The following is a 13,922-nucleotide window of genomic DNA, read 5'->3' on the forward strand; positions in this document are numbered from 1 at the left end:
GGCCACAAAGGGCGGGTGGAGACTTGATGCCGGCCACTACTGGAACCATCCAGCTCGGTCAAGCAGTACGCTTGTACCGCTACCGGCGAGACGTATCGAAGTAACGCGAAGATCCGCGGAAGGAGCACCGCTGCTCATGGCCAAGATCAAGGTCCAGGGCACCGTCGTCGAACTCGACGGCGATGAGATGACCCGCATCATCTGGCAGTTCATCAAGGACAAGCTGATCCACCCGTACCTGGACGTGAACCTGGACTACTACGACCTGGGCATCGAGGAGCGGGACCGCACCGACGACCAGGTCACCATCGACTCCGCGAACGCCATCAAGAAGCACGGCGTCGGCGTCAAGTGCGCCACGATCACCCCGGACGAGGCGCGCGTCGAGGAGTTCGGCCTCAAGAAGATGTGGCTGTCCCCGAACGGGACGATCCGCAACATCCTCGGCGGCGTGATCTTCCGCGAGCCCATCGTCATCCAGAACATCCCGCGGCTGGTGCCGACGTGGACCAAGCCGATCATCATCGGCCGCCACGCGCACGGCGACCAGTACAAGGCGACCAACTTCAAGGTCCCCGGCCCGGGCAAGCTGACCGTGACCTACACCCCGGACGACGGCTCCGAGCCGATGGAGTTCCAGGTCGCGCAGTTCCCCGAGGGCGGCGGCGTCGCGATGGGGATGTACAACTTCAAGAAGTCCATCGAGGACTTCGCGCGCGCCTCGCTGCAGTACGGCCTGGACCGCGGCCTGCCGGTGTACCTCTCCACCAAGAACACCATCCTCAAGGCCTACGACGGCCAGTTCAAGGACGTGTTCGAGGAGATCTACCAGAACGAGTTCAAGGCCGACTTCGACGCCAAGGGCATCTCCTACGAGCACCGCCTGATCGACGACATGGTCGCCGCGGCGATGAAGTGGGAGGGCGGCTACGTCTGGGCGTGCAAGAACTACGACGGTGACGTCCAGTCCGACACGGTCGCGCAGGGCTTCGGCTCGCTCGGCCTGATGACGTCGGTGCTGCGCACGCCGGACGGCCGGACCGTCGAGGCCGAGGCCGCGCACGGCACGGTCACCCGGCACTACCGCCAGCACCAGCAGGGCAAGCCGACCTCGACGAACCCGATCGCGTCGATCTACGCCTGGACCCGCGGCCTCGAGCACCGCGGCAAGCTGGACGGCAACCAGGAGCTGATCGGCTTCGCGAACACGCTGGAGCAGGTCGTCGTCGAGACCGTCGAGAGCGGCCAGATGACGAAGGACCTCGCGCTGCTCATCAGCAAGGACCAGCCGTGGCAGACGACCGAGGAGTTCCTCGCGACGCTGGACGACAACCTGGCGAAGAAGATCGCCCAGGGCTGAGGTTCTTTTCGAACGCCCCCTTCCCGGTTCGCCGGGGAGGGGGCGTTCGCTTTGATCACGCCGTGTCACCTCGCGCGTGAACCGCTGGCGCCTCCGGGTGGTTGCTGCGTCCGGCGCTGTCCGTCCGGGTAAAGGATTGCCTACCCTTGGCGGGGGGACGGGGCACGCGGGTTGGAGGAAAGCATGTCGAAGAAGACTCTGCTCATCTTGGGCGCGCTCGTCCTGGTCGTCATCGTGTACGCCATGAACACGGGCAAGCAGGCTTCGGGCGCTTCGGCCACCGGCTGCAAGGTGACGGTGACGGCGGACGTCCTGAACGCCCGCGAGGCGGCGGACGGCAACGCCAAGATCGTCGGCAAATACCTGCGTGACGCCCAGTTCGACGCGATGCCGGGCGTCCAGAACGGCTTCCGGAAGGTGGCCGACGACAAGTGGGTGGCCGCGGCCTTCACCCAGCCGGTCGCCGGCTCCGCTTGCTAGACGCCCAGTAGGTCGGCCGCGAGCGTCACCACGCCGAAGGCCGCGGCGGACAGGCCCAGTGTCCTGGCGCGTTTCGGATCGCGTTTCGCGGCGGCGCGCCAGTAGAGGCCGATGCCGACCGCCAGCATCAGCAGTTCGACGACGGCCGAGACGGTGGGCAGCCGCCAGAGCCCGAAGCCGAACGTCGGTAGGTCACCGGCGTTGCCGGGCAGGATCGGCAGGTCGGCTCGGTGCACGACGAGGTCGAGCAGCCAGTGCGAGAACACGACGCCGCCGAGGACCAGCCCGGCTTGGCGGCCGAGCCATCTGCTCGCGACCGCACCGAAGAGCGCGGCGAGGACGAGCGCGCCGATGAGGGAGTGCGTGTAGTCGGCGTGGATGATGCCGCCGCCGTAGCCTTCGCCGTCGACTGTCTCGACGCCGCTGAGGTAGAGCGGCACGAAGACGACGTCGAGCCAGGCGGTGGCGAGCATGAGCGTCCAGACGGGAATGGCGGGGCGGCCCGCCTTGACGGCGGCGGCCAGCCCGAAGTGCCCGGCGATCATCGGCGGGTCTCCGTCCAGGGGAAGCGGGCGTCGAGCACGCCGAGCGCGACGGTGAAGAGGAGTACGGCGAGGAAGAAGCTCATTTCTGCTCCGAGTAGTTCGTGAGGCCCTGGACGAGCATGGTTTTGAGGACTTCGAAGCTTTCGTCGACGTCTTCGGGGCGCCCGAAGCCGCCTGACGCTTCGAGGCCGGCGAAGCCGTGTACGGCGGCGCGGAGGCAGCGGGTCGCGTGCACGGCTTGGACGTGGTCGAAGCCGAAGGGCCTGAGCACGGCGAAGACGACTTCGGCGACGGCGTGGGTGGCTTGGCTGAGTTCGTCGTCGGCGCGGTCCGGGGCGGCGGTCAGTGCTCCGGTGCGGTGCGGGTGGTGCTGCAGGTAGGCGCGGTAGGCGTCGGCGATGGCTTTGATGGCGTCCCCGCGTTCGCGCCCGGTGGCGGCGGTCCGGAGCGCGTCGGCCATTTCCCGGACGATTCGCAGGTCGATCAGCCGTTTCAGGTCGGCGAGGTTCTTGACGTGCTTGTAGAGCGAGGGGGCGGCAACGCCGGCGCGTTCGGCGACCTTGGCGAGGGTGAGTTCCCCGGGACCGGCTTCGTCGAGGATCTTGACGGCGAGATCGACCACGGCGTCTGTGGTCAGGCCGGCTCTAGGGGACATGGTGGCTACTCTTCATAGCTTTAAAGCTAATGATCGTACCTTCTGGGGTCAGGGGCCGGTTTTTGTCGGTGGTGGGTGCTAGAACTGATCCGGAAGGAAACCGCAGGTGGCGGCGTGGGTCGCCGGGAAGGAGGGGACGTCCGGGGGCGGGCGACAACTGAATGCGGCAGGGCTGGATGCGGTGGGTCCGCGGGGTCTCCAGGGGGAGTCTCGCGGGCCGGGGCCGGTCGGGGTCGAGGCTGGGGACCGTGCTTGGACGGGGGTCGGAGCGCGGGGGCGGAGATCCTGCGGTGGCTGCTGGGTGGCCGGGGTCGGGCTTGGGGAGCCTGGGGCCGGCCGGGGAACCGTTGCTGCGGTGCCGTCGGGGGCTTGGATGCCGGAGACCCTGGGCTGGGGAGTCGGGGTCTGCTGGGGAGCCTGAGCCGCGGGTTCTGAGGGGCCAGGTCCGCCGGTTTGGGCGTGGTCGCTGGACTGGGAACCCTGGGTCCGCCGGGTTCGGAGAGGTCGGGCCGCCGGTTTGGGCCCTGGGTGCGTCGGGCTCGGAGAGGTCGGGCCGCCGGTTCGGGGGCGTGGGGCGCTGGCTGGGGGAGCCGGCGGCCGACCTCAGAGCTCGAGGACGAGGTCCTCTTCCGCGACCAGCACCTCACCGCCGAACTCGGTGCGGGCTTCCTCGGCTGCTGCCGTTCGGTCGGTTCCGGGCCAGAAATGGGTCAGCAGGAGCCGGCGGGCTCCGGCCTCGGCTGCCCAATGGCCGGCCTCGGTGGCCGTCATCAGGTAGCGGGGTTCGCCCTCCGGTGGTGGGGTGCGGAGGGTGGCTTCGCAGATGAACAGGTCCGCGTCGCGGCCCAGCTCGGCCAGCAGCGGCGAGGGTCCCGTGTCGCCCGTGTACGCGACGGTGAGCCCGGGCGCGCTCAGGCGCACGCCGAAGTTCGGCTGGTGGTGCGGCAGCGGGTACGGCGTGAGGCGGAACGGGCCGATCTCGGCCGGGTCGGCGAGGTCGTGCACGTCGAACAGTGTCGCCGGATGCGGGCGTGGCTCCATCGCCTCGAGCCGCCGGATGGTGCCGGGCGTGCAGTGCAGCGGCAGGCGCGCCGATGGGGTGCCGGCTTGGACCGTGTAGTGCCAGGCCCGCCCGAGGGCGCTGATGTCGGCGCAATGGTCCGGGTGCTCGTGCGTCACGACCACGGCATCGGGCAACCCGTCGCGGCAATGCGCGAACAGCCGCGAGGCAGCCCCGTATCCGAGGTCGAGCACGACACGGAAACCGTTGTACGCCAACAGGAAACCGGCGCAGGACCGCCCGGCCTCCGGCCAGGCACCGCAACTGCCGAGCACGGTCACCCGGCTCCCCGCATCGCCCATGCGCGGCAGTCTGTCAGAACGGCAACGGCTGTCGGCACCGGTTTTGCACGACCGCGGCGCCCAGCACCACCACGGCCACCGGCCTTCCGTGGCGATCGGCGGCCCACGGCCACCGCCCGCCGCTCTGGCGACTGGCGGGCCACCGCCGCCGCGACCACCGGCCTTCCGTGGCGATCGGCGGGCCAACGCCACCGGCCGCCACCGGCCTGCCCGTGCCCGTTCGCGCCAGTCCGCTGGTCGGGCCGCGGGCGCCCTTGGCAGCCGGCGACCGGCGGCCGGCCGCCGCTCGCCACCCTGGCGACCGGCGGCCCACCGCCACCGCTTGCCACCCTGGCGACCGGCGGCCCGCCGCCATCGCCGCGGCCGCACCCGCCACCCCCGCCAGCCCGATGGCCGGCCGCCGTCAGCTCGGCCGGTAGCGTGGGCTCGTGCTGACCGTCTCCACCGTGAACGTCAACGGGCTTCGTGCCGCCGCCAAAAAGGGCTTCGTCGAATGGCTCGCCGCCACCGAAGCCGATGTTGTTGCCTGCCAAGAGGTGCGTGCCGAAGCCAGTCAGCTTCCCGCCTCCGTTGTCGAACCCGATGGGTGGTTCTCCGTGCACGCCCCCTCCGCCCTCAAGGGGCGCAACGGCGTTGCCGTCTACAGCCGTGTAGAGCCCGAAGAAGTCCGGGTCGGCTTCGGGGAACCCGAGTTCGAAGACTCCGGGCGGTACCTCGAAGTCCACCTGCCGAACGTCGTCGTCGCCAGTCTCTACCTGCCCAGCGGGGATGTCGGTACCGAACGGCAGGACGAAAAAGAACGCTTCATGGCCGCCTTCCTGCCCTACCTCGGGGAACTCCGGGCGAAGGCCGCCGCGGGTGGGCGGGAGGCGCTGGTCGTCGGGGACTGGAACATCGCCTATGACACCGTCGACCTCAAGAACTGGCGCGGCAACCGGAAGAACTCCGGCTTCCTGCCCGAGGAACGCGCCTGGCTCGGCCGCGTCTACACCGAAGCCGGCTTCACCGACGTCCAGCGCCGCCTCGACCCCGACGGCCCCGGGCCCTACACCTGGTGGTCCTACCGCGGCCAGGCCTTCGACAACGACTCCGGCTGGCGCATCGACTGCCAGCTCGCGACACCCGGCCTCGCCGAGAAGGTCGTCGACGTCGTCGTCGAACGGGCCGCCGCCTACGACCAGCGGTGGTCCGACCACGCCCCCGTCACCGCCACCTACGACATCGACTTCCCCCGGTAACCCGAACGGGTGCAGGCGTGGCCGGACAACGAGCCGGCCAACGGGTGACACCCGTTCGGGCACGCTCCGGGCTTGCTCTGCTTCGGGTAGTAGCAGCGCCACCCAGTCGAGTGATCGAAGTGAACCGTGGGGGCGCTCGGAGCGTATTACGGATTGAGCGCTACCCTCGCTTCCGAGTTGATCAGTATCGGCAGGTCTTGACACGCTCGGTAGTTTTCTGACCAGTAGCATGCAGCGTCTCACTCGAATGGGTGAGCGTTTCGCTCGTCACTCGCGGGAGGCACTCCGGTGCGCAACCCAGGTCGAACCCTGTTGCGGTCCATGCTGCGCGGTTTCCGCGCGGCCGCGGTCGTCGCGCTCGTTCCGGCCGGCCTGCTCCTGGCCGGCGGCGGCAGCGCGTTCGCCGCGGTCACGACGACCGCGCAGGCCGACACCAACGCCGAGACCTTCGGCCTGCTCGGTCCCGTCGGCCTGGTCGCCGTTGCGCTCGGCATCGTCGGCATGACGCTCGGTGTGCTGCGGCAGCGCCGCAAGGCGCGGGTCGCCGAAGCCGCCCCGGCCCTGCCGGAAGAGAAGGATCCGGTGACCGCGATGGCCGAAGCCGTCCTCGGCGAGCCCGATGCCTCGCCGACCCGGCCGTTCCTCACCCCGCGTCCGCACGCCTGAGGGCCCTCGCCGCCCGCCGGTCAGCCCGGCCTGGAAGAATCCTGACGTGGCCGAAGAGCAGACCGTCGCAGCAGAGCGCCGCCCGCGGGTCCTGTCCGGGATCCAGCCGACCGCCGACTCGTTCCACCTCGGCAACTACCTCGGCGCGCTGCGCCAGTGGGTGAAGCTGCAGGACACGCACGAGACGTTCTACTCGGTCGTCGACCTGCACGCGATCACCGTCGAGCAGGACCCGAAGGTGCTGCGCCAGCGCACCCGCGTCTCGGCCGCGCAGCTGCTCGCCATCGGCATCGACCCGCAGCGCAGCGCCCTGTTCGTCCAGAGCCACGTCCCGGAGCACGCCCAGCTCAGCTGGGTGCTCGAATGCCAGACCGGCTTCGGCGAGGCCGGCCGGATGACGCAGTTCAAGGACAAGTCCGCGAAGCAGGGCTCCGACCGCTCCAGCGTCGGCCTGTTCACCTACCCGGTCCTGCAGGCCGCGGACATCCTGCTCTACCAGGCCGACGCCGTCCCGGTCGGCGAGGACCAGCGCCAGCACCTGGAGCTGACGCGCGACCTCGCGCAGCGCTTCAACAACCGGCTGGGCAAGACGTTCGTGGTGCCGGAGCCGTACATCATCAAGGACACCGCGAAGATCTACGACCTACAGGAACCGACGGCCAAGATGAGCAAGTCGGCGGCGAACGTCAACGGCATCATCGAGCTGCTCGAGGACCCGAAGCGCTCGGCGAAGAAGATCCGCTCGGCGGTCACCGACACCGGCCGCGAGGTCAGGTTCGACACCGAGAACAAGGCGGGCGTGTCGAACCTGCTGACCATCTACTCGGCGCTGACCGACCGCTCGATCGCGGACCTCGAAGCGGCGTACGAGGGCAAGGGCTACGGCGACCTGAAGAAGGACCTCGGCGAGGTGTTCGTCGAGTGGGTGACGCCGATCCAGCAGCGCGCGCAGTCCTATTTGGACGACACGGCGGAGCTGGACAAGGTGCTCGCCGCGGGTGCCGAACGCGCGCGCGAGGTGGCGTCGAAGACGCTGGCCAGGACCTACCAGCGGATCGGGTTCCTGCCGCCGGTGCGGTGAAGCTGATCCTGCTCAACGGCCCGCCGGGCAGCGGCAAGTCGACGCTCGCCCGGCGCTACGCCGACGACCACCCGCCGGCGCTGGCCTTGGACGTGGACCGGCTCCGCGCGATGCTCGGCGGCTGGCGCGCATCTCCGGGCGAAGCCGGTTCCCTGGCGCGGGACATCGCGCTGGCGGCGGCCCGGACGCATCTCGGTGCGGGCCACGATGTGGTGGTGCCGCAACTGGTGGCCCGGCCCGGGTTCCCCGAGCGCCTCGAAGCCTTGGCGGCCGAATGCCGGGCGAGCTTTCACGAGTTCGTGCTGCTGCCGGGCCGCGCGGTGGCCCGGCACCGCTTCGCCGCTCGTGGGTCGGAGGTCGAGGCTGCGGCTCCGCTGACCGAGCCGGCCCTGGACCGGGCGTACGACGCGGTTGCGACCTTCGCGGCGAGCCGCGGAGTCCCAGCCCTCACCGCGGCGGACGCCTACCCCGCTCTGCTGGCTGCTCTCACCTGAGCCGGGCCTCCCTCACGTGAGCCGCTCGCGTTGCGGGGTGCACACACCGTGGTTAGCGTTTCACGGTGGCGAACGAAGAGAAGGAAAAGCTGCTTCCGCGGTTGAAGCGGAAGTACCCGTGGCTCGACCACCTGATCCGGGCCAACGACGCCTTCACCGAGCGGTACGGCAACCACTACGCCGCCGCCATCACCTACTTCAGCGTGCTGTCGGTCATCCCGATCCTGATGGTCGCCTTCGCCGTGGTCGGGCTGGCCGTCAACAACGACCCGGACATCATCAAGCAGATCCGCGACAGCATCCAGCACTCGGTGCCGTCCGGTCTGCAGCCCCTGGTGACCGGCATCGTCGACGCCGCGCTCAAGTCCGGCAGCGGGATCGGGATCTTCGGTCTGCTCATCGCCCTCTACTCCGGGATCGGCTGGATGGCCAACCTCCGCGACGCGCTCACCGCGCAGTGGGGGCAGGAGAAACAATCGCAGCCGTTCGTCAAGCAGACAGCGAAGGACTTCGTCGCGCTCATCGGGCTCGGCGTCGCGCTCATCGTGTCGTTCGCGCTGACCGCGGTCGGCGGCGGTGTTGGGCGCTTCCTGCTCAAGCTGGTCGATCTCGACCAGGCCGCCTGGGCGAACTTCCTGCTCCGGGTGGCGACGATCGTGCTCGGCCTGCTCGCCAACACCCTCGTCTTCATCTGGGTGATCGCCCGCCTGCCCCGCGAGCGCGTCGAGCTGCGCAGTGCCGTGAAGGGGGCCGTGTTCGCCTCCGTCGGATTCGTCATCCTGCAGCAGGCGGCCACCTTCTACCTGGCCAGCGTGACCAACTCGCCTTCGTTCGCGCTGTTCGGGCCGGTCATCGGCCTGCTGGTGTTCGCCAACCTCGTCTCGCGCTTCCTTCTGCTCGTCACGGCGTGGACGGCGACGGCGAAGGAGAACCAGCGCACGGTCGTCGAGCCCCCGCCGCCGGTGCGGCTCGAACAGCGGGTCACCGTGCAGCGCGGACCCGGGTTCGGGGCCGTCGCCGGGGCCTTCAGCGCCGGTGCGCTGCTGGCGTGGCTGGGAGGCCGCCGCAAGTCTTGACAGCCGCGGTGGCGGTAAAGAAACTGAACCGGTAAGAATTCTGAACCGGAGGGTTTCGTGCTGCTGGACGCCGCCCGCGAGTGTGCCGACCTCGCCAAGACGCTCGCCCCGGTCACCGAACGGGACCGCGCGCTGCCACCCGAACTCGTCACGAAGCTCGTCGACGCGCAGCTGTTCCGCACCGGCGTCCCCGGCTACCTCGGCGGCCCCGAAGCGCCGCCCGCCGTCAGCCTCGAAACGGCCGAGACGGTCGCGCGCGGGGACGCCTCCGCCGGGTGGTGCGTCTCGATCGCCGTGACGAGCAGCCTGCTGTCGGCGTACGCGCCGCGGAAATGCGCCGACGAGGTGTTCGGCGACCCGCGCACGGTGGCCGCCGGCGTCTGGGCGCCGCGCGGCACCGGACGCCGGGTCGACGGCGGGTACGTCGTCACCGGCCGCTGGGCGTTCTGCAGCGGCATCCCGCACGCGGACTGGCTCTTCGCCGGGTTCGTGCACGAAAGCGCCCTCTACGTCGCCGCGCTGCCGAAGGCCGAAATCGAAGTGCTCGACACCTGGCACACCACCGGCCTGCGTGGCACCGGCAGCCACGACTGCGTCGCCGACGAGCTGTTCGTCCCGGAGCACCGCGTCTTCTCGGTGATGGGCGGCCCGCCGCCGGAAGCCGTTGCGCTGCACCGGTTTCCGCTGTTCGGCTTCTTCGCGTTGTCGGTCGCGGCGGCCGCGCTGGGCAACGCCCGCGGCGCGATCGACGACCTCGTCGAGCTCGCCTCTACACGCAAACCGCTCGGCTCCAGCCGGTCGCTGGCCGAGCGGTCCCCGACGCAGGCCGCCGTCGCGGAGGCCGAAGCCGCCCTGCGCGCGGCGCGGCTGCTCTTCTACACGAGCATCGACGACGCCTGGCAGGCCGCGCAGGGCACCGATCCGGTGCCGGACGCGCTCAAGCTCGGCCTCCGGCTGGCCGCCACGCACGTCACGCGCACCGCCGCGAAGGTCGCCGAAAGCATGTACGACCTCGGCGGCGGCGCAGCGATCTACGAGACTTCGCCGCTGCAGCGCCGGTTCCGCGACGCCCACACGGCGACCGCCCACTTCCAGGTGAACCCGGCCAGCTACGAGCTGTCCGGCAAGCTGCTGCTGGGCGTCCCCGCGCGCACGGAGCAGCTGTGACCGACCTGGCGCACCGGTTCACCGCGGACTCGGTCGGCCGCGCGCTCGACCTGGTCGGCGAGCGGTGGAGCCTGCTCATCCTGCGGGAGTCGTTCTTCGGCGTCCGCCGCTACGGCGAGTTCGCGCGCAACCTGTCGATCCCGCGGCCGACGTTGTCCGCCCGGCTCAAGACCCTCGTCGACGCCGGCGTGCTCGACCGCGTCGACCCCGTGCCCGAGTACGTGCTCACCCCGGCCGGGCGCGACCTCTTCGGCGCGGTCGTCACGCTCATGCGGTGGGGCGACCGGCACCTGGCCGGCCCCGAGGGGCCGCCGATCCTCCTGCGGCACCAGGACTGCGGCGAGGTCGCCGACGTCGTCGTGGCCTGCCGGCACTGCGGTGGCGAGATCACCACCGATCGGGTGACGCCGGAGCCGGGCCCCGGCTTCCGCTAGCGCGTGGCCCGCTTGCGCTGGTGCCCGACCACAAACGCACCGACGATGATCAGGAACACCACCAGCGTGATGATCCAGCCGGTGACGCCGAACGGGTCGTCCTTCGCCGCGGCCGCGGACGTGCCGCTGTTGCCGGTGCCCGTGCCGCCGTCGGCGAGCACTGACGGGTCGCCGTTCTCCGAGGTGGTGGCCGGCGCCTGGTAGCTGATCTGGCCGACCGGCGCCGCGCGGTCGTCCTCCAGCGCGAAGCCGTAGTCGAGCAGCTTCGCCGCCTGGTCGACCACCTTCGTCGGCTTCTGCTCGGCCCGCAGCATGACGACGGCGAGCCGTTTGCCCTTGCGCTGCGCCGCGCCGACGTAGGTGTGGCGGGCGTCGTCGGTGAAGCCGGTCTTGCCGCCGAGGAAGCCGGGGTAGACGCCGAGCAGCTTGTTGTCGTTCCAGATCGGGATGGCGGGCTTGCCGCCGGCCGCCGGGATCTCGAAGTTCTTCGTCGCGACGACGCTCGCGAACTCCGGTTGCTTCATCGCGTAGTGGAAGATCAGGCTGAGGTCGTAGGCCGAGGTCGACATGCCCGGGCCGTCCAGGCCGGACGGCGTCGCGGCGCGGGTGTCGAGGGCGCCGATCTTCGCGGCCAGCGCGTTCATCTTCGCCACCGTGGAGTCGACCCCGCCGAGCGCCGTGGCGAGCGCGTGCGCGACGTCGTTGCCCGAGTGCATCAGCAGGCCGTGCAGCAGCTGGTCGACGGTGTACTGGCCGCCGGCGACGAGGCCGACGCAGGTGCACTCCTGCTCCGCGTCCTCCTTCGTCGCGACGATCGGCTGCTGCGGCTGCAGCTGGGTGACGACGACCAGCGCGAGCAGCGTCTTGATCAGCGACGCGGGCCGCTGGCGGGCGTGCGGGTCCTTGGCCGCGACGACCGCGCCGCTGTCGAGGTCCTGCACCACCCACGACGCCGCGGTGTTGCCGTCCGGCGGGTTGAGGGCGCCGTCCGGGGTGATCAGGCCGCATTCGGCCATCCGCGGGCCGCCGACCGGGACGGCGGGCACGGCCAGCGGCGGCGGCACCTGCTTGCCCGGCGCCGGCTTCTCCGACGTGTCGACCGGCGGCGGCGGGGCCTGGTGGTTCGCGCACTGGCCCTGCTGCGGCGCCGCGGCCGCCAGCGCCGGCGTGCTCAGGGCCAGGAGGGCGGCCGAGAGCGTCGTCGTGAAGACCTTGAGCGACCGGGAGACAACGGAGTGCACCCACGCAATCTAGCGCCGCGGCCCGCGTCGCATACTCAGGGGCATGCGCATTTCGCGACGGACCTCGCTGTTCCTGCTGGCCTTCGGCGTGTGGTCCTGGATCATCTGGATCACCTTCGCCAAGAACCTGTGGGACAGCGACCGGTCCTGGACCCCCGGCGGCTCGCCGACGGCGTACTTCGTCGTGCACGCCGTGCTGACCGTCGTGTCGTTCCTGCTCGGCACGGCCATCGGCGTCCTGGGCTGGCGCGGAGTCCGGGCGACTTCGCGGGTTTCCTCCTGACTTTGGTCGGTGGCGCGCCCCCCGGGGCCGGTTTAGGTTGGCGCCACTGACCCTGGAGGTGGAATGTCCCGTATACGCCGAATGGCGGCCCCGCTCGTGCTGGCCGTGGGCGGCGGCCTGTTCGCGGCGCCGGCGGCCGAAGCCGCACCGGCCGCCTGCGACACGACGAGCACGCCGTACACCTACGTCGTGACGTACCAGCCGGGCACCCGCGCGGCGGCCGTCGACAAGGAGCTGGCGGCCAAGTGCGGCACGAAGGTCGCGTACTACGCCGAGATCGGCGTCGCGATCGCCAGCTCGCGCAACGCGGACTTCCAGCAGAAGATCGGCGTCTACCGCGCGTACTCGGGCGGCAAGGACGTGGCTTCCTCGTCCGGCGCGGCGGCCCGCTCCCTGGGCGCGGTGCGGACCCTGGAGGACACGCGGTCGACGGCGGCCGCGGGTGACCTCTCGGCCCAGCAGTGGGACATGAAGGCAATCCACGCGCCGGAGGCCAACAAGATCTACCAGGGCAGCCGCTCGGTGACGGTCGGCGTGCTGGACTCGGGCATCGACGCAACGCACCCGGCGCTTCGCAACACGGTCGACCCGCGGGCGTCGGCGGGCTGCGTGACGGGCGCACCGGACCTGTCCCCGGCATCCTGGGCCCCGACGACATCGGACCACGGCACGCACGTGGCGGGCACAATCGCGGGCAAGGACCCGGCGGCGGGCTTCACGGGCATCGCCCCCGGCGTGCGCCTGGCTTCGGTGAAGGTGGTCAACGACGCGGGTTACATCTTCCCGGAGGCGGCGGTCTGCGGCTTCGTCTGGGCGGCGCAGCACGGCTTCCCGGTGACGAACAACAGCTACTACGTCGACCCGGGCATGTTCTTCTGCTCGCACGAAGCAGGCGACGCGGCAGCGTACGAAGCGGTCCGCCGCGCAATCGAGTTCTCAACCCACCACGGCGTCCTGAACGTGGCCGCGGCGGGCAACTCGGGCTTCGACACGACGAAGCAGACAACGGACCCGAACCGCCCCCACCCGGTGGACGCGTCGTGCGGCATCCTCCCGAAGGCAATCGACGGCGTGGTGAACGTGTCATCGGTGGGCTACGCGGGCACGAAGTCCTCGTTCAGCAACTACGGCGAGATCGCCGTAACGGCCCCGGGCGGCGACTTCTCCCAGACCCCACCAGAGGGAGCCGGCCCGGCATGCCCCCTGTCATCAACGGTGTTCGGCGGCTCGTACGGCTCGAAGTGCGGCACATCGATGGCATCCCCGCACGTGGCCGGGGTGGCGGCCCTGCTGGCATCGCGCTTCCGAGGAGCACCGCCGTGGCTGCTGACGCGCTTGCTGGAGGGCGAGGCGGACGTCGTGAAGTGCACGGCAACGGAGACGGAGTGCACGGGCCCGGCAAAGAACAATTCGTACTACGGCCACGGCCTGGTAAACGCCCTGGACGCGGTCCGCTGACTTGACTTAATGAAGGAGCTGGGTGGTCATCCCGTCGCCTGAGGCCGTCAAATCACTTTGAGCCGGGCCCGCAACACAGAGCGCAACGCGCGGGTGACAGCGCAAGATTGCGGGCCCGGCTCAAAGTGATAGGCCTCGTTCAGGCGACGGGATGACCACCCAGCGGCCCACCTCCCCAACGAGAGACGACAGCGGCACGAGGGGTCATCCCAGAGCCTGCCCGTCCGGCGAGGACATGTCTTTAAAGCCGCGGCAGAAAGACTCTGCCGCGGCTTTGTTCTGCCGCGGCAGGGCGGGTCCGACCTCCCCCGCCCCTCCGGTAGGAGTTTCAGCCGCCGGTCGGGTTTGTCAAGGCGGGAAAGCGTGCCTTGACAAACCCGAC

15 protein-coding genes are annotated in these 13,922 nt (G+C 70.3%); 11 read left to right on the forward strand and 4 right to left on the reverse strand.

Translation table 11 applies throughout. The annotated features are described in order from the left end of the window. Positions 1–136: 136 nt before the first annotated feature. Positions 137–1,360 (forward strand): NADP-dependent isocitrate dehydrogenase, encoded by a 1,224-nt coding sequence (locus tag AB0J55_RS42950; protein WP_364262936.1) that lies wholly within the window; start codon positions 137–139, stop codon positions 1,358–1,360. 183 nt (positions 1,361–1,543) lie between these two features. After that, entirely contained in the window at positions 1,544–1,840 is a 297-nt protein-coding gene (locus AB0J55_RS42955; RefSeq protein ID WP_364262939.1) for an SH3 domain-containing protein, read from the forward strand. On the opposite strand, the gene AB0J55_RS42960 is transcribed toward AB0J55_RS42955, so the two are convergent. The 3 genes from AB0J55_RS42960 to AB0J55_RS42970 form a co-directional block, all read right to left on the reverse strand. Further along, positions 1,837–2,385 (reverse strand): permease, encoded by a 549-nt coding sequence (locus tag AB0J55_RS42960; protein WP_364262942.1) that lies wholly within the window; start codon positions 2,383–2,385, stop codon positions 1,837–1,839. The two genes, AB0J55_RS42955 and AB0J55_RS42960, sit on opposite strands and share 4 nt — an antisense overlap. 79 nt (positions 2,386–2,464) lie before the next feature. Further along, positions 2,465–3,040: a WHG domain-containing protein gene (locus AB0J55_RS42965; protein WP_364262945.1), complete on the reverse strand. Its 576-nt coding sequence runs from the start codon at positions 3,038–3,040 to the stop codon at positions 2,465–2,467. 603 nt (positions 3,041–3,643) lie between these two features. Beyond that, the gene (locus AB0J55_RS42970) at positions 3,644–4,402 is read right to left on the reverse strand and encodes an MBL fold metallo-hydrolase (protein ID WP_364262948.1); all 759 of its coding nucleotides are present in this window, start codon (positions 4,400–4,402) and stop codon (positions 3,644–3,646) included. Positions 4,403–4,830: 428 nt separating this feature from the next. Between AB0J55_RS42970 and AB0J55_RS42975 the strand changes: the two genes are divergently transcribed. From AB0J55_RS42975 to AB0J55_RS43005, 7 genes are all read left to right on the forward strand, one after another. After that, positions 4,831–5,640, forward strand: a complete 810-nt coding sequence (locus tag AB0J55_RS42975; RefSeq protein WP_364262951.1) for an exodeoxyribonuclease III — start codon at positions 4,831–4,833, stop codon at positions 5,638–5,640. A 312-nt stretch (positions 5,641–5,952) separates the two neighbouring features. Continuing rightward, positions 5,953–6,306, forward strand: coding sequence for a hypothetical protein (locus AB0J55_RS42980; RefSeq protein ID WP_364262991.1), 354 nt, complete (start codon positions 5,953–5,955; stop codon positions 6,304–6,306). Between the two features lie 46 nt (positions 6,307–6,352). Next, a complete protein-coding gene (gene trpS, locus AB0J55_RS42985) occupies positions 6,353–7,387 on the forward strand; it encodes a tryptophan--tRNA ligase (RefSeq protein ID WP_364262954.1) in 1,035 nt (344 codons plus the stop codon). Beyond that, entirely contained in the window at positions 7,384–7,881 is a 498-nt protein-coding gene (locus tag AB0J55_RS42990; RefSeq protein WP_364262956.1) for an AAA family ATPase, read from the forward strand. The genes trpS and AB0J55_RS42990 overlap by 4 nt, the downstream gene beginning before the upstream one ends. Before the next feature lie 65 nt (positions 7,882–7,946). Next, positions 7,947–8,957 (forward strand): inner membrane protein YhjD, encoded by a 1,011-nt coding sequence (gene yhjD, locus AB0J55_RS42995; protein WP_364262958.1) that lies wholly within the window; start codon positions 7,947–7,949, stop codon positions 8,955–8,957. A 57-nt stretch (positions 8,958–9,014) separates the two neighbouring features. Further along, on the forward strand, positions 9,015–10,124 hold the full coding sequence (locus tag AB0J55_RS43000; RefSeq protein ID WP_364262961.1) for an acyl-CoA dehydrogenase family protein: 1,110 nt from the start codon (positions 9,015–9,017) through the stop codon (positions 10,122–10,124). Further along, positions 10,121–10,558, forward strand: coding sequence for a helix-turn-helix domain-containing protein (locus tag AB0J55_RS43005; protein WP_364262964.1), 438 nt, complete (start codon positions 10,121–10,123; stop codon positions 10,556–10,558). The genes AB0J55_RS43000 and AB0J55_RS43005 overlap by 4 nt, the downstream gene beginning before the upstream one ends. Here the strand turns inward: AB0J55_RS43005 and AB0J55_RS43010 are convergent. Further along, positions 10,555–11,799, reverse strand: a complete 1,245-nt coding sequence (locus tag AB0J55_RS43010; RefSeq protein WP_364262967.1) for a D-alanyl-D-alanine carboxypeptidase family protein — start codon at positions 11,797–11,799, stop codon at positions 10,555–10,557. The two genes, AB0J55_RS43005 and AB0J55_RS43010, sit on opposite strands and share 4 nt — an antisense overlap. A gap of 43 nt (positions 11,800–11,842) precedes the next feature. Between AB0J55_RS43010 and AB0J55_RS43015 the strand changes: the two genes are divergently transcribed. Both AB0J55_RS43015 and AB0J55_RS43020 read left to right on the forward strand, forming a co-directional pair. Further along, positions 11,843–12,082, forward strand: coding sequence for a hypothetical protein (locus AB0J55_RS43015; RefSeq protein WP_364262970.1), 240 nt, complete (start codon positions 11,843–11,845; stop codon positions 12,080–12,082). A gap of 63 nt (positions 12,083–12,145) precedes the next feature. Further along, positions 12,146–13,540: a S8 family serine peptidase gene (locus AB0J55_RS43020; RefSeq protein ID WP_364262973.1), complete on the forward strand. Its 1,395-nt coding sequence runs from the start codon at positions 12,146–12,148 to the stop codon at positions 13,538–13,540. Positions 13,541–13,922 lie beyond the last annotated feature (382 nt).

Origin of the sequence: Amycolatopsis sp. NPDC049688, from assembly GCF_040674975.1 — a bacterium.
In the GTDB taxonomy this organism is placed as follows: domain Bacteria; phylum Actinomycetota; class Actinomycetes; order Mycobacteriales; family Pseudonocardiaceae; genus Amycolatopsis.